Origin of the sequence: Streptomyces sp. YIM 98790, assembly GCF_011421595.1 — a bacterium.
Lineage (GTDB): Bacteria > Actinomycetota > Actinomycetes > Streptomycetales > Streptomycetaceae > Streptomyces.
The window spans coordinates 19,594-38,615 of record NZ_WTLH01000016.1; the positions used below are offsets into that span (position 1 = coordinate 19,594).

General features: G+C 73.1%; 8 protein-coding genes. All 8 read right to left on the reverse strand.

Annotation, left to right across the window (positions count from 1 at the left end; all coding sequences use genetic code 11):
- Nucleotides 1-84: 84 nt before the first annotated feature.
- The 8 genes from GQS09_RS05095 to GQS09_RS05130 all read right to left on the reverse strand — a co-directional run bounded on the left by GQS09_RS05095 (nucleotide 85) and on the right by GQS09_RS05130 (nucleotide 19,008).
- Nucleotides 85-6,507, reverse strand: a complete 6,423-nt coding sequence (locus tag GQS09_RS05095) for an RHS repeat domain-containing protein (RefSeq protein ID WP_165984768.1) — start codon at nucleotides 6,505-6,507, stop codon at nucleotides 85-87.
- Nucleotides 6,508-6,812: 305 nt separating this feature from the next.
- Nucleotides 6,813-10,490, reverse strand: a complete 3,678-nt coding sequence (locus GQS09_RS05100; protein WP_165984769.1) for a LamG domain-containing protein — start codon at nucleotides 10,488-10,490, stop codon at nucleotides 6,813-6,815.
- A 180-nt stretch (nucleotides 10,491-10,670) separates the two neighbouring features.
- On the reverse strand, nucleotides 10,671-12,719 hold the full coding sequence (locus tag GQS09_RS05105; RefSeq protein WP_243761127.1) for a glycoside hydrolase family 127 protein: 2,049 nt from the start codon (nucleotides 12,717-12,719) through the stop codon (nucleotides 10,671-10,673).
- A complete protein-coding gene (locus tag GQS09_RS05110; protein WP_165984770.1) occupies nucleotides 12,716-14,719 on the reverse strand; it encodes a glycoside hydrolase family 31 protein in 2,004 nt (667 codons plus the stop codon). The genes GQS09_RS05105 and GQS09_RS05110 overlap by 4 nt, the downstream gene beginning before the upstream one ends.
- A 56-nt stretch (nucleotides 14,720-14,775) precedes the next feature.
- A complete protein-coding gene (locus GQS09_RS05115; protein ID WP_165984771.1) occupies nucleotides 14,776-15,639 on the reverse strand; it encodes a carbohydrate ABC transporter permease in 864 nt (287 codons plus the stop codon).
- A complete protein-coding gene (locus GQS09_RS05120) occupies nucleotides 15,636-16,637 on the reverse strand; it encodes a carbohydrate ABC transporter permease (protein WP_165984772.1) in 1,002 nt (333 codons plus the stop codon). Before GQS09_RS05120 ends, GQS09_RS05115 begins: the two co-directional genes overlap by 4 nt.
- A 23-nt stretch (nucleotides 16,638-16,660) precedes the next feature.
- The gene (locus tag GQS09_RS05125; protein WP_165984773.1) at nucleotides 16,661-17,956 is read right to left on the reverse strand and encodes an extracellular solute-binding protein; all 1,296 of its coding nucleotides are present in this window, start codon (nucleotides 17,954-17,956) and stop codon (nucleotides 16,661-16,663) included.
- On the reverse strand, nucleotides 17,953-19,008 hold the full coding sequence (locus tag GQS09_RS05130; protein WP_165984774.1) for a LacI family DNA-binding transcriptional regulator: 1,056 nt from the start codon (nucleotides 19,006-19,008) through the stop codon (nucleotides 17,953-17,955). The genes GQS09_RS05125 and GQS09_RS05130 overlap by 4 nt, the downstream gene beginning before the upstream one ends.
- Between the last annotated feature and the right edge of the window lie 14 nt (nucleotides 19,009-19,022).

The window sequence follows — 19,022 nt, forward strand, 5'->3', positions numbered from 1 at the left end:
CGGGCCGGTCCCGGGCGGCTGCATCGGCTCAGCGGCTCACCGGCTCACCGGCTCAGCGGCTCAGCGGCTCAGCGGCTCAGCGGCTCAGCAGAACTTTCCGCCGCTGCAGCCGAAGCCCCACGCCAGGTGACGCAGGCCGTCGGAGATCTTCCGGCGCCACGGGCCCAGCAGCGGGTCCCGGGGATTGTGCGCGAAGTCCTGCGCCCCGGTGTAGATCCCCGCGGGGGAACCGGAGACCAGTTTCTTGAGAGCCTGCTCGTAGACGTTGCCGCGCATGATGCTTTCGAAGGTCTCCCTGGCCGCCTCGTGGTCCCCCACGGCGAGGTGTCCCAGCAGGTCGGCATAGCCCAGCGGACTCATGTCCTGGTGCACGCTGAGGAAGGGGACCTCCGGCTCCGGCCTCTCCGACTCCTCCGGCTCCGGGTCACCGCCCACGGGCTCCGGCTGCCGGGTGAGCTCGGTGTAGCAGGCGTCGTAGTCGCCGCTCCGGAAGGAGCAGAGCCGGGCGAGGAAGTGCACCTCGTTCATCACGATCATCTCGTTCGCCATCACGCGGTTGACGTCGTCGATGGTGAGGCTGCGGTCGATCTCCATCTGGAGCCGGAAGTTGAACAGCGTGAGCTGGTCGTACTCCTCCTGCGTGAGTTCCCGGCCCAGGAACAGGTCCTTGTCCGACGCGGCGGGCCTGGTGTCACCGCCGGAGGTGCCCCGGCCGCCGCCGGCGGGCTTGGCCGAGGGGCCGTGCGGGAACCACGTGCCGCTGCTTCCGGTGTTGCCGGGCGTTCCCGGGTTGCCCTGGAAGTTGGTGCTGCCGCCGGACGAGCGCTTCGACGAGCCCGAGGAACCCCAGCCCCTGCACTGGGCGGCGTCCTCGGGCGGCAGCATGTTGCAGTCCAGCAGGCCCGAGGGGTCGGTGTAGGTGAGCGGGTTGTTGCGGGCGTAGCTGTAGCCCTGCATCTGGTCGGCGCTGGTCACGTCCAGTACCGGGTCGGGGCTGAGGAATCTGCCGGTCTGCGGGTCGTACTGCCGGGCCCCCACCTGCACCAGCCCGGTGCCGGGATCGTCGGTCTTGCCGAGGAAGCCCTTGTCGTCCACCCAGGTGCCGATGGCCCCCTCGGTCCGCTCGCTGCCGAAGGGCATCGTGTACCGCTTGGCGAAGTCCTGGTTCAGCGCCTCGACCGCCAGGCTGGAGGTGCCGTACTGGTCACCGGCCAGATAGTGCACCTTCTCCTGCCCGGTGTCGTTGGTGCGCACGGCCACGGTCCGGTCGTCGGCCGCGTAGTAGCGCTGGGCCCAGACCCGGCCGTCGGCCTCCAGGCGGAACTCGGTGCTGCCCGCGTACAGCACGCTCTCGCCGTCCGGATTGCGGCGGATCAGCAGCCCTCCGTCGGCGTCGTAGAGGTACTCCGTGGTGCCGGCCGTGTCCTCGGCGCGGGCCAGGCGGTTCTCGCTGTTCCAGCTGAGCTGCTGGTCCCCGGCCGGGCCGGGCCGGCCGGTGGTGTTGCCGGCGTCGTCGTAGCGGAACTCCTGGTCCGGCTCCCCGGCGCAGGTGCCGTCGGTGACCAGCCCGGTCAGCGCGTACGGCCGGGCCGGGTCGGTGTAGCAGTACGCGGTGGTCTGCGTCCCGCCGGCGGTGCGCCGGGTTTCGCCGGTGCGGCTGCCGGAGGCGTTGTCGTAGCTGTAGCTGGTCCAGTGCGGGGCCGGGCCGCCGAGGTTCGAGGCCGAGCGGTTGCCGGTGGAGCAGTCGCCGGCGGCGGGCGTCCACACGTCCGTCAGCCGCCGCTGCCCGTCGTAGGAGAAGCACTGCAGGTCCGCCGCGGACGTCCCGCCGAGGTGGGTGGGGTCCTCGATGGACAGCACGTTCCCGGCGTCGTCATAGCGGTAGTTGAGGTCCTGGAGCATGTACGGGTGGGTCTGGTCGGTGACATGGCTGCGCAGCAGCCGGCCGGTTCCCTCCTCGTAGGTCTGGGTCAGGTAGGTCTTCTGGCGTTCCGGGCTGCTGGACAGGCCGAGGGTGAGCTGCTGGGGCCGGCCCTGCGGCGAGTAGTCGGCGTGCAGCAGGTAGCCGGCCGCGCCGGTGACCTTGGTGACCAGGCCCAGGGCGTTGCGTTCGTAGGAGACGGTCTCCTGCGGCAGTCCGCCGAGCGCGGGCTCGGTGACGCTGCCCAGGGTGCCGTCGATCCGGTAGGCGGCGGCGAGCGGGATGGTCTGCGGGGCGCCGGCGGCGACCAGCGGGTCGTCCGCGTCCAGCCGCATCTCCTCGCCGGTGACCCGGTAGAGGCTGTCGTAGGCGGTGATCTGGCGGGTGTAGGCGAGGCCGTCCGTGCCGCCGACGTAGCGGGTGGAGCTCTCCGGGTGTCCCTTGACCAGGCCGTCGTAGGTGTGGCCGGTCATCCGGGTGGCGTCGCTGACGGTGCCCGCCCAGGTGCCGGTGGGCCGCCCCAGGGCGTCGTAGCGGGTCAGGACGGTCTCGCCCCGGGCGTCGGTGCGGGAGGTCTCCAGGTCCAGGGCGTTGTACTGCTTGGTGAGCCGTCCGCTGGTGGGGTCGTCGATCTCCACGGTACGGCCGTACAGGTCGTAGCTGTGGGTCCGCACGGCCCCGCCGGGGTCGGTGAGGGTCAGCAGCCGGCCGTCCGGGGCGTACTCGAACCGTGTCGCCAGATGGCCGGAGCCGGCCGCGCCGCCCCAGTCGGGGTCCTCCGGGTCGGGGCCGTTGTAGCTGCGGCGCTCGACGGTGCGGCCGCGGACGTCCACCACGGTGCGGGCGGCGGTGCCGCCGGTCACGGCGCTGGTGGCGGTGGAGTCTCCGGTGTAGGAGGTCTCGGTGGTCCACCGCTCGGTGCCGTAGACCAGCAGGGTGTCGGCGACGGTCCGGCCGGCGCCGTCGAAGGTGATGTTGTGCTGGCGCGGCGCCTCGCCGTACTCGGCGCGGGCGTAGGTGCCCTTGGGTTCCGTGGCGGGGTCGAAGATGTCGGCGTAGGTCTGGAAGGCCCGGCCGGCGGAGTCGTAGCGGGTGTCGGTCAGCAGCCGGCCGCCCTGGGCGGCGGGGGCCTGGGTCTGCAGGGGCCGCAGCAGCGAGTCGTAGATCTCGTAGGTGGTCAGGTAGCTGGTGCCGTCGGCCTTGATCCGGGAGGTCGCGATGGAGGACTGGCCGGTGTTGCTGATGCGGTACTCGAAGGTGAGGTTGGCTCCGTAGCCGGCGGCCCGGTTGCGGTTGGGCAGCCAGACGGCGGTGATCCGGCCCAGTGCGTCGTGGGTGAGCTCGGTCTTCTTGAGGTTGGCGTCGTAGGAGCGCAGCGCCAGTGCGCGGCGCGGGTCGTAGAAGGTGCGCTCGATGTGGCCGAGCGGGTTGGTCACCGTGATCCTGGTGACCGGGCCACCGTCGGCGGGGGTGAAGGCCGTGGTGGTGGTGTTGCCCGCGGCGTCGGTGGCGGAGACCACGCGGCCCAGCGCGTCATGGGTGTTGGTCATGACGGTCTGCCAGCCGGTGGGGTGCCGTTCGCCGCTGCCGGCGGCGGCCGGGTAGCCGGTGGGGCGCCCGCTCCAGGTCACCTCGCCCTTGACGGGCTGCTGGCCGGGGGACCAGCCGGTGGCGTCGGGATTGTCGTAGACCGTGGCGGTGTCGTTGAGCACGTCCCCGCGCCGGCTGCTGTCGGCCGGCAGGTCCAGATCGGCCTCGCCGGCGGAGCAGGGCCGGGCCACGGTGCGTTCACGGGACGTGGTGGCGATGATGCCGAGCGCGTCGTTGCGGGCGTACCAGGTGCGGGTGCAGGTCTCGTCCCCGGAGACGCCGTCCTGGCCGAGGTCCTCCTGGAGCCGGGCCATGCCGTAGTCGTCGTAGGTGGTGCGCTGGGTGCGGGAACGCCAGGCGCCGGTGGCGGTGAGCAGGGTGTGGTCGGTGGTCTTCGCGATCCGGACGTAGCGGGCCTTCGCATCGCGGGCGTCGGGCACGCTCTGGGTGGCGGTGGTCCGCGACCACGGCTCGTGGACCCGGGTGCTGAGGGCGGTGGCGCCGTCGTAGGTGATGCTCTGCCGGATCATGCCGGCGTACTGCTCGTGGTCGGTGACGGCGGGGATGGCCAGGCCGGGCAGGGAGACGGCGGTGAGCTGCCGGCTGCGGGCGGAGCCGTCGGCGAGGCGGTCGCCGTGCATGCCCTGGAAGAACACCGAGGTGGTTGCGGTGCGCACGGCCTGGAGGTTGCCGGTGCGGGTGGTCACCTTGCGGTAGCCGCGCCACTGGGACCAGGTGCGGTCGGATTCGGGCAGGAACGGGTCGTGGTTGTAGGCCCAGGCCGCGCCGGAGTATGCGTAGGCGTGCTCGACGGGCTCGTTGTGGCCGGTGGGGTCGGCCAGGACCACGGCCTCCACCCGGTACTTGTGGAACCAGTCGACGGAGGACTCCTGGGCGCCGTTGATGTGCCAGTACTGCGGGAAGCAGGAGCGGGTGTTGGTGTCCTCGGCGGCACCGGTGAGCTCGCTGCGGCGGCATTCCGGTTCCGAGTAGGTGACGGTGATGATGCCGCCGGTCTCGGAGGTGACGGTGTTCAGCCGGGGGCGGTGCAGCGGCAGGATGTCGTCGACGGCATCCACCCGGTTGGGCCGCATGTGATAGGTGAACTCCACGGGGTTGACGGTGATGGCGGTGCCGGTGTGGCCGGTCCGCTGGAGGGAGGTGAGCACCAGGGTGTTGTCGGAGGTGTCACCGATGTCCCCGGGGTCCAGGTAGTCCTGGGTGAGGTCCCAGGAGTCGACCTTGTCGTAGGCGGCGGAGGAGGCGTTCCAGCTGTAGGAGGCGATGCCGGTCAGCCGCTTGCGGGTGAAGAAGGCGGGGCTCTCGGCCAGGCAGTCGGTGTCGCCGCTGGTGCACAGGGCGTCGAAGGGGACGTCGGGCCAGTTGTCGGCGGTGTCCTCGTTGAGGTCGGTGCAGTCGGCGGCGGTGCAGCGCTCGGCGTAGAAGAAGCGGACCCGGGCGTCGGCGCTGCGGGTGAACAGGCTGTCCTTGCGCTGGCCGTAGTCGATGCGGGTCAGGTAGCCGCCGCGGGTGTAGGCGGTGTCGGCCGAGGACGCGCCGTTCTTCTTGTAGTGGTTGGTCTCCTTGGTGTACCAGTACGTCGCCACGTTGCCGTGGGTGTCCTCGACGTAGTCGAGGTTCCACCGCCATGCCTGGGTCACCGACCGGTCCGCGAAGGTGCCGCCCTGGCTGTAGCCGGGCTCCCCTGAGTCGTCGCCGAAGACCGGCACGGTCCACACCGAGTGGGTGCGCTCGGTGCCCGCGCCGGGCAGCTTGTGCAGGCCGAAGACGTACCTGGTGCCGTCCCCGGTGACGACGGTCCAGTGCTCGCCGTTGTCGTCCCCGTTGGCCGCGCCCGTGGAGCGGGTCACCGTCGAGGCATCGTCGTTCTCCAGCCGCCAGCGGCCGGTGGCGTCGTCCTTGACGAGCTGGTTGGCAAGGCCGTTCAGGACCAGCGTGGCGTTGTCGAACTTCCAGCACCGGTCGTGGACGTCGTCGTGACCGTCCTTGTCGCAGCTGGTGTAGGAGCGCTCGATGTAGGACTCGGTCAGGGAGAAGCCCTCGCCGACCTGGCTGCCCTGGTTGTTGGTGGTGGCGGTACGGCCGTCGACCGAGCCGGAGTCGTAGGACAGGGACAGGCCCGGAGACGGCCCGGCGGCCACCGGCGGCAGATCCAGGGCGTAGGACCAGGTGAAGGAGCCGGAGCTGCCTCCCGCCTCCCAGGTCGCGGACTCCGACAGCGGGGTGGCGGAGTAGTCGCCGCTTCCGGTGCCGCCCGACCCGGCGGAGGCCGCGGTCACGGCCAGCACGGCCGGCCCGGAGGCCGCCGCGGTGCGGGCGGCGCCGTCTGCGCCGGACGGCGATCCGCCGATCCGGGCGGTGACGGTCTGCCCCGCCCGGTCGTTGACCGAGTCCAGCGGGGTCTGCTCCCGGCACTCCGGCTTCTGCGGAGTGGTCAGGGCGCAGCCGGGCAGTTCCACCAGCCGCAGCCGGCCCGCCCAGTCACCGCCGATCGCCCCGGCGAACCCGCTGTAGTCCACGCTCACCTCGGTGCCGTCCGGCGCGGGCAGATCGGCGGTGAGCAGCACACCGGTCACCCCGGCGGCACGGGCCGCCTCCTGGTCCAGCACCTCGACCTCCGGCCGGCTACCGGCCCGGCCGGCCCCGGCCGGCCGCTCCGCCGCCTTCGCGGAGCGGGGCACCCGCAGCTCCACCGGCAGCCCGCCGGGCCGCAGCGCGGCCGAGCCGTCACCGGACGGTGCCGCGGTGTCCTCGCCCGGCTCCGGCCAGCCGGCCGCGTCGCCGGAGCGGCGCGCCTCCTCCGCCTGGGCCTCGTTCTCGGCGCGCGAAGCGGCGACCAGTTCCCGGGCCTCCTCGGCGCCGAGCCCGGTCACCTCGCTCACCTCGCTCGCCCGGGGCTCGGGCAGTTCCGGGCGGCCCAGGCCGCCCGGGCCGTCCGTGGCGGCCCCGGCCATGGGCGCGAATCCCAGGGGCATCAGCAGGGCGAGAAGCGCCGCCGTGATCAGTGTCCGGCGGGCGCGCCGCCCTGCCCGGTGCCCGCGCCGTGTGGAGGTGCCTGTACCTGTCCGCATCAAGAGATCCCGCCCATGCCGTGGTGTCGGTCGGAGGAGAGGTCGGTGGAAAGGGGAGAGCGCAGAGGAGAAGCCGGAGAAGACGGTGGAGAGGGTCGAGACGGTGGAGGAGGAGAGGGAGGGGGCGGGCCGCCGGTCCGGGCCGCCGGGCCCGGGCGCGCTGCAGGGGCGGGGACGCGGCGGCCCGGTGACCGCGTCCCCGCCCGCCGTCACAGGCCGGTCACCTCGGCGACCTGCTGCTCACTGGCCAGGGCACCGGACCAGACACGCACATCGGTGATCCGGCCGGGCAGGTGGTGCCCCCAGGTCTGGTCGCTCATGCCCTTGCCGACCGCCAGTTCGCCGGCTCCGCTGAGGGTGGCGAACGCCCCGGGTTCGCCATTGCGCTCTCCCCCGACGTAGAGGCTGATCTTCCCGAACGGGGCCTCGTAGGTGCCGGTGAGGCGTACCTCGCCGTCCAGCACGGCCGGTTCGTCGGAGCTGACGGAGGAGAAGGTGCCGTCGCTCAGCCGGCGGCCGAAGTGCCAGATACCGACCGGCAGTTCCCGTTCCTCTCCCAGGTCGTCGATGACCAGGTCCTTGCCGGTCAGTTCGAACCACAGCCCCCAGGCCGAGCCGTCGGCGGTGCGCTGGCCGACGACCTGTGCGGCGTAGCCCACGGGTTTCGCGGCCAGCGCGGCTCCGTCCGCCTCGACCGAGGCGGTGACCGTGAAGGAGCCGCGGTCGTCCACCACCGGGCCGGGGGTGGTGCCCGCCGCGTCGGTGCCGTTCAGCGCGAGTGCCTCGCCGTCCAGGACGGCGCCGCCCTCCAGGGCCAGATCCCGGCCGTAGCCGGCGCCCGCGTCGGGCAGCGGGCCGCCGCCCTCGGCGCCCTGCGGGTCCCAGGCCGCGACCAGTTCGGTGTCGGCGTACCCCTCGGTGGTCAGCACCCGGGCTTCCCTCTTCACTTCCTCCCTGGTCAGCGCGCGCTGCCAGACGGCGACCTCGTCGATGCTGCCGGCGAAGTGGAAATGGCGGACCCCGGCCCACTGGTAGCGCCCGATCTGCAGGGGGCCGGGTGCCGCCCAGGAGCCCTCGTGGTAGGCCGTGCTGTACTGCTGGCGGCCGTTCACGTACAGGGTGAGTGCGCCGGTCCGCGGGTCGTAGGTGCCCGCCACATGGGTCCACACGCCGAGCTGCGGTTCCAGCACCGAGAACCTGCCGAAGTACGCCCGGCCGGTGGCTTCGTCCGACTCCTTCACCCCGAAGAACCAGATGTCGCGATCCGCGAGGTAGGCGAGGATGAAGGGGCTGTACTGCTGCCCGTCCTGGGACAGGATGATCTGGTCGTTGTCCTTGTGGTCCAGGCGCACCCAGGCGGCGACGGTGTAGGGGGAGCGGGTCTCCAGCACCGGCCCGGCCGTCCGGGCGTGGTCGTCGGTGCCGTCCAGGAGCATGCCGCGGTCGGTCACGGGCTCGGGCAGCAGTTCCCCCGAGGAGTCCCGGGTGAGCAGGCCGCGCCGTCCCCGGTCGTCGCGGGCCGCGCCGCCGTAGAGGGTGGCGTCGTGCTGCGGGGCGCCGTCGGCGGTGGCGGAGTCCACGGCGGGGCCGGTGGTCTCGCCGAAGTGCCAGCGCGCCACCGGGCCGTCGCCCATGGCGACCAGGAAGTCGAAGACCGCCTGCTCGCCCCAGCGTCCGACGGTGTCCTTGGCCCGCGCGGTGACCTGGACGGTGCCGGACTCCTCCGGGTCGAAGGAGGCCGTCCAGGCGGAGCCGGAGGCGGTGGCGCTGCGCCAGGTGGTCTCGGTGGACAGCCGGTACTGGATGGCGGTGACGGGGTCGTCACCGGATGCGGCGCGGAAGGTGAGGGTGGCCTGCTCGCCGGGGCCGCCGGCGGCGGGGCAGTCGTTGGGCAGGCACTCCGCGTAGGGCGCGCCGATGCTGATCTGCGGTGCCTTCGGTGCGGTGGGGTCGACCTTGAAGTAGCACCAGCCCGGGGAGGACTGGGTGGAGTCGCTGGAGATGAACTTGATCTCGTCGTTCCACAGGTAGTACGCCCGGTTCCAGGCCCGGTAGCGGTAGAGGGTGTCCTCCGCCAGGGTGGTGGGCCAGTTGATGGTCATGGTGGTGCCGTGGCCCACATAGCCGGTGGAGGGACGCTCGGTCGGGGTGCGGGTGTTGGACCAGGTGCCGTCCGCGTTCCGCTTGTCCACGTCGAACACCGCCCGGCCGGTCATGCTGTCGCCGCCGGGGGCGGCCCGCACCGTGGCCTTGAGCGTCGGGTTGGGGCTGGCCACGATCTGCGGGGAGGAGGAACTCCTCTCGCACACCGTGCCGCTGCCGGTCACCACGCCCACGTTGGTCGGCTTGTCCGGCAGCGAGCTGTAGACCACCGACAGCACCGCGTCGTTGCGGAACCGCTTCCAGTAGCTGGTGTCGGACTCGCTGCGCGCCTTGAGCATCAGGTTCAGCCGGGAGAACTCCCCCTTGGCGAACTTCTTCACCGTGGAGGTCAGGGTGCTGGTGCTGAACTCCACCGGAGCCGGGGGCTGCGAGGGGCTGCACGCGGTGCCGCGCCCGTGGTTCACATTGCGGCTGCCCATGGTGCCCAGGTGCGAGGGGCCTGGCCACTTGGTGGACGAGGAGAAACCGTTGGTGCGCACCAGGTCCACGGTGCGCGGATCACACACGAAGGACCACGCCTGGGTGGCCCGGAAGGTGGCCTGCAGCACGTTCTTGCCGGCCAGCGCGTCCGGGGTGAACTGGAAGTACAGCCGCTGGGTGTAGTTCGCCGTGCTGCACACATAGCCGTTCCAGGTGCCGCACCGGCCGGTGCCCTTGCCGGTGTTCTCCGCGCCGTTGCCCCAGTTGTAGTTGACGTACCCGTCGGAGCGCAGCAGCGTGCGCCGCGACATGGACAGCCCCACCGGAGGGTCGATGTACAGCGGGAACGCCTCGGCCGGGGTGCCGGTCAGCATCTTCTGGTCCGGCACCAGGGTCAGCGCATCCTGCGACAGCTCGGTCTCCGGCTCGGCCACGGTGTCGGCGTGCCCGGGCTCGCGCTCGCGTGCCACCGCGCCCTCACCGGCCGCGTCCCGGGCGGCCGGGGAACGCCCGGCTCCGGCGGCGGACGGCTCTTCCGGGGCTCCCCCGGCCGCCGCGGCCTTCCCTGCGGAGTCCCACATCAGGGCCGGGGCGGCCTGGAACACGGCGTTGCCGTTGGCGTCGTCGGCGCGGAAGGTGCCGCCGGCGCCCTCGCGCAGGGTCAGCCCCTCGGCCGTCAGCGGGTACTCCAGGCGGCGCAGCGCCGGCTGGGCCGCCGCCTGGGGCGTCTTCACCACCAGGACGTGGGAGAAGCCCTCCGCCTCGGCGGTGACCTGCAGGTCCACACCGGGCAGGACCTCCCGGTACAGCGCACTCGGCCCGTCCAGCTCCGGCTCCGGGAGCGGATGCGGCCACTGGACGGTCAGGGTCTGCCCGTCCCGGGTGAGGGAGGCCATGGCCCGGTCGCCGCCGCCGGAGAAGCTCATCCGCGCCGCCGCCGCCCGGGGGCCGACCGTGCCGTCCTCGCGCACCTCCAAGGTGGCGTCCGGCTCGGTCCAGCCGCCGTCCGCATCCCGCACCCGGACCGGCACCGCCGACATCTCCAGCGTGAAGGTGCCGTCCTCCGGGTTGGCGAACACCGTGGTGTACTCGCTGCGTTCGCCGACGACCTCGACCTGTTCGCCGGTGCGCCCGGCCTCCGCCGACGCCCGCGCCGCCTCGGTGGCGGGCCCCTCCTGCGCCGTTCCGGTGACGCCTCCGTCATCGTCCGGGTTCGCCCGGGCGTCCGGTGTGGCGGTGAGCACCAGCGCGCACAGCGCGGCCACCGCACCCGCCCCGTGACGCCACCGCCGCGCGGCAGCCATGTTCACATCTCCCCCCAAAGCATGGAACTGATGTGGCAACCACGAATCTATCTACGGGTGTTGTGCTCTTGTCAATGGGACCGATCACCAGAACGCCGCCGCGGGGAGGGGGATGCGGTGCGCAGGCACCGCATCCCCCTCGGGTCCGTACTCCGCCGTGCCGCTTCCCGCCGCGGACGGTCAGCGGGGAGGGGCGACGGGGAGCCAGACCCGCATGGCGGTGGGGCCGTTCTCGGCCCACCGGTAGTAGGGGGTGAGGGCGACCTCGGCGGACGCCGTGCGCCCGCCGTCACCGCCGTCACCGCCGCCGGGCCCGGTGCGGTACGGCCATTCCGCCTCCGGGCCGGTGCGGGCGGTGAGCAGCGCGCGCACGCCCACCGTGCCGCCGTCGCCGTCCACCGGGGCGGTGCCGGGGTCCACCGCCAGGTCCTCCAGCACGGCACCGCCGGGCAGGGCGGCGGATTCGGCGCAGTAGACCAGCGGGCCGCGTTCCACCGCCACGCAGCCGCGCAGCGCGTCGATCCGCGCGTCGGGCCAGGTGAAGCGGGGCGTCACCGGCAGCCGCAGCCGGATCTCCTCGCCCGCGGCGAGCTCCCGGTCCAGCACCGCCCAGCCGGGGGCGGCAGGGCGCCGCCGGCCGCCCTCCTCCAGTTCGGCGCCGCGGGCCCAGGACGGCACCCGCAGCCGCAGCGCCACCGGGCCCGGCGGGGCCTGCTCCACCCGCACGGTGACCAGCCCGCGGTGCGGGTAGCCGGTCTCCACGGACAGGGCGAGCGGACGGCCGTCGCCCAGCTCGGTGGTGATCCGGGCGGGCGCGTACTGCAGCAGGGTCAGCTCCCGCTCCCCGGCCGCGGCCAGGTGGGTGTGCCAGGCGGCCAGGGTGCGGGCCACATTGGTCGGGCAGCAGGACACGTCGAACCAGGCGGCGCGGGTGCCGCCCTCCGCCCGCGGGCTGACCGCGCCGTCGTCGGTCGGTTCGCCGGGTGCCCGCTGCTGGAGCGGGTTGGCGTAGAAGAAGGCCCGGCCGTCGGAGCGCGGCGAGGCGGCGATGACGTTGTAGCAGGTCCGCTCGATGAGATCGGCGTACCGCACCTGGCCGGTGGCCAGGAACAGCCGCCAGGAGACCATCACCGAGGCGACCCCGGCGCAGGTCTCGCAGTAGGCGCGGTCCGCGGGCAGCTCCCAGTCCTCGCCGAAGCCCTCGTCCTGGTGGCGCGAGCCCATGCCGCCGGTCAGATGGGTGCGCCGGGCCACGGTGCGGCTCCACTGCCGCTCGATCGCCGTCAGCAGTTCCTTGTCCTCGTGCTCGACGGCCACGTCCACGGCCGCGGCGGACAGGTACAGGGCGCGCACCGCGTGGCCGCGCCACACCTCGGCGTGCCGGACGGGGATGTCGTCCTGGAAGTAGGCGCGGCCCAGCGGGATGTCCTTCAGGGTGCGGTGGCCGCGGCGGTCCAGGAACAGCCGCGCCTGGGCCAGGTAGCGGGGCTCGTCCAGGGCCCGGCCCAGTTCGGCCAGGCCGGCCTCGATGCCGGGGTGGCCGCAGATGCCGGGCAGCGGCCCGTCCGGGCCGAAGACGGCGCAGACGTGGTCGGCCGCGCGGCGGGCCACGGTCACCAGCTCGTCCTCGCCGGCGGCGCCCTCGCCGGCGGTGCGGACCCGGGCCACGGCGGCCTGGAGCAGATGCCCGGTGCAGTACAGCTCGTGGCCGAATTCCAGGTCGCTGTAGCGGGGCGGCCGGCCGGGGTGGCCGAAGCAGGTGTTGAGGTAGCCGTCCGGGTCCTGGGCGCGGGCGATGCGGGCGGTCAGGCGGCGGATCGCGGCCTCGTGGCGGGGGTCGCCGGTGCGGCCGTGCTCCCAGGACAGGGCCTCCAGCAGCTTGTAGACCTCGGAGTCGGAGAAGGACCAGCCGGGCCGCTCCGGGCCGGTGGTGCCCTCGGCCACCCGGTCGAAGTTGGCCAGCCAGCCGACCCGTTCCATCCACCGCTCGCAGTGGTCGAGGGTGGCGGTGGCGTTGGTGTGCTGGAGATCCGCCCACAGACCGCCGGTGAGCGTCACCTCGGTGAGGCCCAGCGGGCGCAGCGGGCCCCGGGACGGTGCCACGGGGCCGCCGGGACCGCCCGGGCGGCCGGGGCTGCCCGCTCTGCCGCCGTGCCCGGGGGCCCGGACGCCGGCGGCGGTGGGGTGGGGGGCGTGGTCCGCCGCGGTCATGTCGGTGTTCTCCCTCATGCGGTCAACGGGACGTCGGCACCCTCACGGGTGAGGACGGGGATGCGGTCCAGCGGCGCGTCGGCGGTCACGGTGCGCCCGCCGTCGTGGGTCGCTCCGGTGGCCGGGTCGTGCCAGCGGGTGCCGGCCGGGAGGTAGACCTCCCGGGAGCGGGCGCCGGGCTCGGCGACCGGGGCGACCAGCAGGTCCGGGCCGAGGAGGAACTGGTCCTCGACCGTCCAGGCGTGCGGATCACCGGGGTGGTCCACGAACAGCGGGCGCATCGGCGGCAGACCGCTGCGGGCGGCCTCGGCCATCTGCCGGTGCAGGTAGGGGCGCAGCCGCTCGCGCAGGTGCAGCAGACCGGAGAGGATGCGGTACGCCTCCTCGCCGAAGGACCACACCTCGTTGGGGCCGCCGCTCTGGTCGTGGCCGGTGGGGATGCGCGGCTCGCGGTCGCCGTGCAGCCGGAACAGGGGGCAGAACACGCCGAACTGGAACCAGCGGATCATCAGTTCCCGGTAGGCCGGGTCGCGGGCGTCGCCGCCGTGGAAGCCGCCGATGTCGCTGGTCCACCAGGGGATGCCGGAGAGCGCGATGCTCAGGCCGGCCCGGATCTGCTGCCGCAGCGACTCCCAGGTGGCGGGGATGTCGCCGGACCAGACGGCCGCCCCGTACTTCTGTGCCCCGGCCCAGGCGGAGCGGCACAGCAGCACGGTCGGCGGCTCGCCGTCCGCGGCCATGCCCTCGGCGAACAGCCGGGCGTTGTCCCGGGGGTAGGCGCAGGCGGTCTCGGCGCCGGGCCCGGCGTACAGGGCCAGGTGGGCCGGGTGGGCGGGGTTCAGTTCGGGCTCGCAGGCGTCCAGCCAGAAGACCCGGATGCCCAGCGAGCGGTAGTTGCGCCGGACGAGATCCCAGACGAACGCGCGGGTCTCCGGGTTGCTGGGGTCGTAGAAGGCGACCGGCATGGGCGCGGCCATGCCCTTGTCGCGGATGGTCTGGTGGAACTCCACGCCCTGGTCGGTGCCGGCCAGCAGGCCGCGGTCGCGGTAGGTCTCCCAGTGCTCGGAGAGCGGGGAGACGGTGGGCCAGACGGACACCATCAGCTCCACGCCCATGGCGGCCAGTTCCTCGGTCATGGCCTTGGGGTCGGGCCATTCGGCCGTGTCGAAGCGGTAGTCGCCCATGGCGGACCAGTGGAAGTAGTCGGCGACGACGACGGACAGCGGCAGGCCGCGGCGGCGGTGCTCGCGGGCCACCGCAAGCAGCTCCTCCTGGTCGCGGTAGCGGAGCTTGGACTGCCAGAAACCGCTTGCCCAGGAGGGGAGTTCGGGGGCGTGCCCGGTGGCGTCGGCGTACCGGGCGAGGACGGCGGCCGGGGTGGGGGCGGCGGTGAACCAGTAGTCGATCTCCCGGGCCTGCCCGGCCTGCCAGCGGGTGGCGTTGGCGGCGAACTCCACCCGGCCGAGCGCGGGCAGGTTCCACAGCATCCCGTAGCCGCGGCTGGAGAGCACGAACGGGATGTTCACCTCGCCGTTGCGCTGCACCAGGTCCAGGGCCAGGCCCTTGAGGTCGAGCCGGCCGTGGGTGCGCTGGCCCATGCCGTACAGCCGCTCCCCGTCGTAGGCGGCGAACTGCTGGTGGACCTCGTAGCCGCCGGAGCGGTTGCCGGTGAGGACGCGGGCGCCGGGCATCCAGAAGTGCTCGCGGCTCTCGGCCAGCAGCTCCTCCCCCGTGGAGGTGCGCCGGAAGGTGAGCAGCGGTTCGGGGTAGGCCGCGGTGCGGTCGAAGCGGACCTCGACGGTGAGCTCGCCGTGGACCAGCTCGGCGCGGTCCGTGCCGGTGGTGATCCGCGGCGGGGCGCAGGGCGGGGGTTCGTCCAGGGCGCCGTGGCTCACGGCGGGTATCCGGAAGCGGGAGGCCCGCACCCGGACGCTGTCGGCTCCCCACGCCCGGACGGTCAGCACCTCGTGCCGGTGCCGGACCTCCAGGCAGGTGGGGGACGTGCGGAAGTACACCATGAAAACGCTTCCCTTGAGAGGAGGTCGGCGGCCTGTCCGGGTTCTCCGGCGGCCGGTCAGTCCTTGACGGCTCCGGCGACCACGCCGCCGGCCACGAACCGCTGGGCGACCACCAGCAGCACGGCGGCGGGCACGGAGGCCACCACCGCGGTCGCCATGATCGAGTTCCACTGGGTGGTGTTGTTGCCGATGTAGGCGTAGATGCCGAGGGTGACCGGGACGGCGTCCGCGTTGCGGCTGAGCGTGGAGGCGAAGATGAAGTCCGACCACGCCCACAGGAAGGCGAACAGCGACACGGTGAGCAGCGCGTTGCGGCTGAGCGGCAGGATCACCGAGACGAAGGTGCGCCAGCGGCCCGCGCCGTCGATCCGGGCCGCCTGGAGGAGTTCCCCGGGCACCCCGGCCATGAAGGAGGTCAGCACCAGCACGCCGAACGGCACGGCGATGGTGGAGTCGGCCAGGATCAGGCCCCACACGGTGTTGAGCCAGCCCAGCCGCACGTAGACGGCGTAGAAGCCGATGGCCATCACCACGCTGGGGATCATCTGCACCACCAGCAGCAGGAAGCTCAGCGGTCCGGCGCCCCAGGGCCGGAGCTTGGCCAGGGCGAAGGCGGCCGGCGCGGAGACCGCCAGGGTCAGCGCCACGCACCCCAGGCCGATCCCCAGGCTGGTCGTCATGGCGGGGAGCTGGTCCCGCAGCACATTGCCGTAGCCCTCCAGGGTGGGGTCCCACGGGAACCACTGCGGCGGGTCGGCCCGCATGTCCTCGGTCCTGGTCAGCGAGACGTTGACCATCCAGTAGACCGGGAACAGCATCAGGGCGGTGAGCAGCACGCCGAGCGCGGTCTGCCACCTGGTCCGGCGGCGCCGGGGCCGGGCCGCCGTCCGGATCGTGGCGCTTCGGCCGGCGGTGGTCATGTCGTCCGCTCCTGTCGACGCTGGAGGTGGAGGTAGAGGAAGCCGAAGGCCAGGGCGATGAGCAGCAGCAGATTGCCGATGGCCGCGGCGGGCGAGAAGTCGGGCAGCCCGGTGCCGAACGCCTCCCGGTAGGACCACACGGCCAGGGTGGTGGAGGCCCCGCCGGGCCCGCCGGTGGTCATGATCCAGATGACGTCCACGACCTTGAGCGTGTAGACCAGCCCGAGCAGCAGGGTGATGCCGGACACCGGCCGCAGCAGCGGGAAGGTGATCCGCCAGAACTGCTGCCAGGCGTTCGCCCCGTCCAGGGCCGCGGCCTCGTACAGGTCCTCCGGGATGTTCTGCAGCCCGGAGTAGAGGATCACCAGGTTGAACGGGATGCCCAGCCAGATGTTGGCGGTGATGACCGAGACCAGCGCCCAGTCCGGGTCGGTCAGCCAGTTGACCTGCCCGATGCCGAACGCCTGCAGCGCCGCGTTGACGATGCCGTTGTCGCTGTTCAGCATCCAGGCCCAGACGGAGCCGGAGACGATCAGCGGCAGCAGCCACGGCACCAGGAACATCGCCCGCAGCAGCCCGGAGAGCCGGAAGTTGTTGCGGAAGAAGACGGCCAGGGCCAGGCCGATGGCGTACTGCGCGGCGATCGAGACGAAGGTGAACAGGAAGGTGTTGCGCAGCGCCGCACCGAAGCCGCGGTCCGTGAGGACGTCCCGGTAGTTCTCCAGCCCGGTGAACTCGGCCCCGCCCTGCACGAAGGAGCGCACGGTGTAGTCGTGCACGCTGAGGTCGATGTTCCGGTACAGCGGATAGGCGTAGCAGACCAGCAGGTAGACGATGAGCGGGGCGAGGAAGCCGAGCGCCGCCCACTGGGTGGAACGCACCCGGACGCGGGCCCGGGGGCGGCGGCGGGGGGCGGGGGCCGGCGTGCCGGCCCCCGCCCCGCGCGTCCGCCGGGTCCCCGGCGCGGGCCCCGGGGAGAGCTTGGTGGACACAGGCATGGGGAGTCGCTCCTCGGCCGGCCTCAGCCGAGCTCGTCCTCGGCCGTGGCCTGCGCCTCGGCGAGGGCGTCGGCCGGTCCGGCCGCGCCGCTGAGGGCCTTCTGCACGGCGGTCCACAGCGCCTCGGAGATGACGGGGTAGTCGGTGCCCAGGTTGTCGCTGGTGCGGCCGCGGGCCACGCGCACCGCGTCCACCCACGGCTGCAGGTCCGGGTTGTCCGCCAGGAGCTGCTGCTGGCCCTGGGCGGTCGGCGGGATGTAGTACGCGAAGGCGGTGGCGGTCTCGACCATGCCCTCGGGGGTGGTCATGCACTCCACGATCTGCTTGGTGACCTCGTAGCGGCCGGTGTCGCTCTGCACCGGGGCGGTGATGAACTCGCCGCCGGTGGGCGCGGGGGCGGCGCCGCCCTCCTGCGCCGGGATGGGCAGCACGCCGGTGGCGAAGTCCGCCCCGGCGGCACTGTTGACCTGCCAGGTGCCGTTGACCGCGAAGCCGAAGTCGCCGGTGAGGAACTCCTCCCAGGTGGTGTTCTGGGAGTTGTTGATCACCGAGTTGGGGGCGTGGCCGTTCTCCAGCCAGCCGGTCCACAGCTCCAGGGCCTCGGCGGCGTCCGGGGAGGAGAGGTCCCGCAGGTCGGCCCCGGCGCCCCAGAACCAGGGCAGGAACTGGAAGGAGCCCTCCTCGGTGCCGATGGCGGCGAAGGTGATGCCCTTGTGCCCGGCGCCGGTGACCTGCTCCAGGGCCGCGGTGAGCGACTCCCAGTCGGTGACCGCGGCGGGGTCCACCCCGGCCGCGTCCAGCACGTCCTGGTTGTAGTAGAGGGCGAGGGTGTTGGCGCCGATGGGTATGCCGTACGCCTGGCCGTCCAGCACGCCGGCCGCCAGCAGGTTCTCGTCGATGCCGGAGGTGTCCAGGCCGAACTCCTCCATGGTGGTCAGCATGCCGGTCTCGGCCAGCGTGGAGACGGCCGGGTTGTCCAGCAGGATGATGTCGGGGGAGGTGCCCTCCTGGGCCGCCAGCAGCGCCTGGTTGGTCAGCGCGGTGGTGTCGTAGGCGGTGCGGTCGATGGTGACGCCCGCCTCGGTGCCGCACTTGTCCACGCGCCCCGCCCAGTCGGAGGAGTCGTCGTGCTGCGGGTAGGGGTCCCACCAGGTGTAGGTGCCCCCGCCCTGGGCGCCGTCACCGCTGCCGCCGCTGCCGCCGGAGGAGCCGCCGGAGCCGGAGGAGCAGGCGGCGGCGCCGGCCAGGGTGAGCAGGGCGGCGCCGAGCGCCAGGGTGGTGCGGGCGGGTCTGGCGGGACGTCCGGTGGTACGGGTCATGGGGTGTGCTCCTTGTGGTGACGGGTGGGTGCCGGGGACGGCGGCGGACCGCTGCTGCCCCGGTCGACGAGTTCGGGTGCCAGGAGCCGCACCACATGCGGCTCCCGGCGGGCCTCCGGCTCGGTGATCCGGCGCACCAGCTGCCGGACGGCCATCTCGCCGAGGCGGTCGGGCGCGCTCTCGATGGAGGAGAACGGCAGGGAGAAGGTGCGGGCGAACTCGTCGGAGTAGCGGCCGATGACCGACAGGTCCCGGGGCGCCGACAGTCCGCGCGCGTGCAGCACGGAGGGCAGGGCTGCCGCCGCTGCCTCGTTGTTGAGCAGCAGGCCGGTGGCGGCCGGGTGGGCGTCCAGCACGGCGTGCAGACAGCGTCCGGCGGCGGGCTGCCGCGACTCGCCGTAGACGGCGTGCAGCCGGATGCCGCGGGCCTCGGCCTGCTGCACCACGGCGTCCTGGAGCCGCCAGACGTAGGCGCCGCCGCGCTGCACCACGTGCTCGGGCTGCGACATCAGGATGAGTTCCCGGTGGCGCAGGGCGTGCATGTGGTCCACCATCAGCCGGCCGGCCGCCTCGAAGTCGAGGTCGAAGACGTCCACCCCGGTGCAGTCGCCGGGCATGCCGACCAGGGCGCCGGGCCGGCCGGCCGATCGCAGGACGGGCAGGCGGGCGTCGTCCTGCGCGACGTTCAGCAGGACGACGCCGTCCACCATGCGGGAGTCGGTGATCCGGCGCAGGGCACGCGCCCCGTCCGCCTCGGTGACCAGCAGGGTGTCGTATCCCAGCGCGCGGGCGGTGTCGGAGACGCCCAGCATGTACTGCAGCATGGCGGGGGCGAACTCGTCCTCCAGGAACTGGGCGAGCAGCCCGATCACCATGGTCTCCGAGGTGGCCAGCGCGCGGGCGCCGGCGTTGGGGGTGTAGCCCAGCTCCCGCACCGCCCGCTCCACGCGCTGCCGGACCTCGGCCGAGATGGACCGCTTGCCGGACAGGGCGTAGGACGCGGTGCTGCGGGAAACCCCGGCGGCGCGCGCGATGTCGCCGATCGTGACCATCGAACTCCCTTTCT

Coding starts and splice junctions, on each gene's coding strand:
- GQS09_RS05115 (WP_165984771.1), bottom strand. CDS start 15,639: ATGACCACCGCCGGCCGAAGCGCCACGATCCGGACGGCGGCCCGGCCC.
- GQS09_RS05130 (WP_165984774.1), bottom strand. CDS start 19,008: ATGGTCACGATCGGCGACATCGCGCGCGCCGCCGGGGTTTCCCGCAGC.
- GQS09_RS05105 (WP_243761127.1), bottom strand. CDS start 12,719: ATGAGGGAGAACACCGACATGACCGCGGCGGACCACGCCCCCCACCCC.
- GQS09_RS05095 (WP_165984768.1), bottom strand. CDS start 6,507: ATGCCCCTGGGATTCGCGCCCATGGCCGGGGCCGCCACGGACGGCCCG.
- GQS09_RS05120 (WP_165984772.1), bottom strand. CDS start 16,637: ATGCCTGTGTCCACCAAGCTCTCCCCGGGGCCCGCGCCGGGGACCCGG.
- GQS09_RS05125 (WP_165984773.1), bottom strand. CDS start 17,956: ATGACCCGTACCACCGGACGTCCCGCCAGACCCGCCCGCACCACCCTG.
- GQS09_RS05100 (WP_165984769.1), bottom strand. CDS start 10,490: ATGGCTGCCGCGCGGCGGTGGCGTCACGGGGCGGGTGCGGTGGCCGCG.
- GQS09_RS05110 (WP_165984770.1), bottom strand. CDS start 14,719: ATGGTGTACTTCCGCACGTCCCCCACCTGCCTGGAGGTCCGGCACCGG.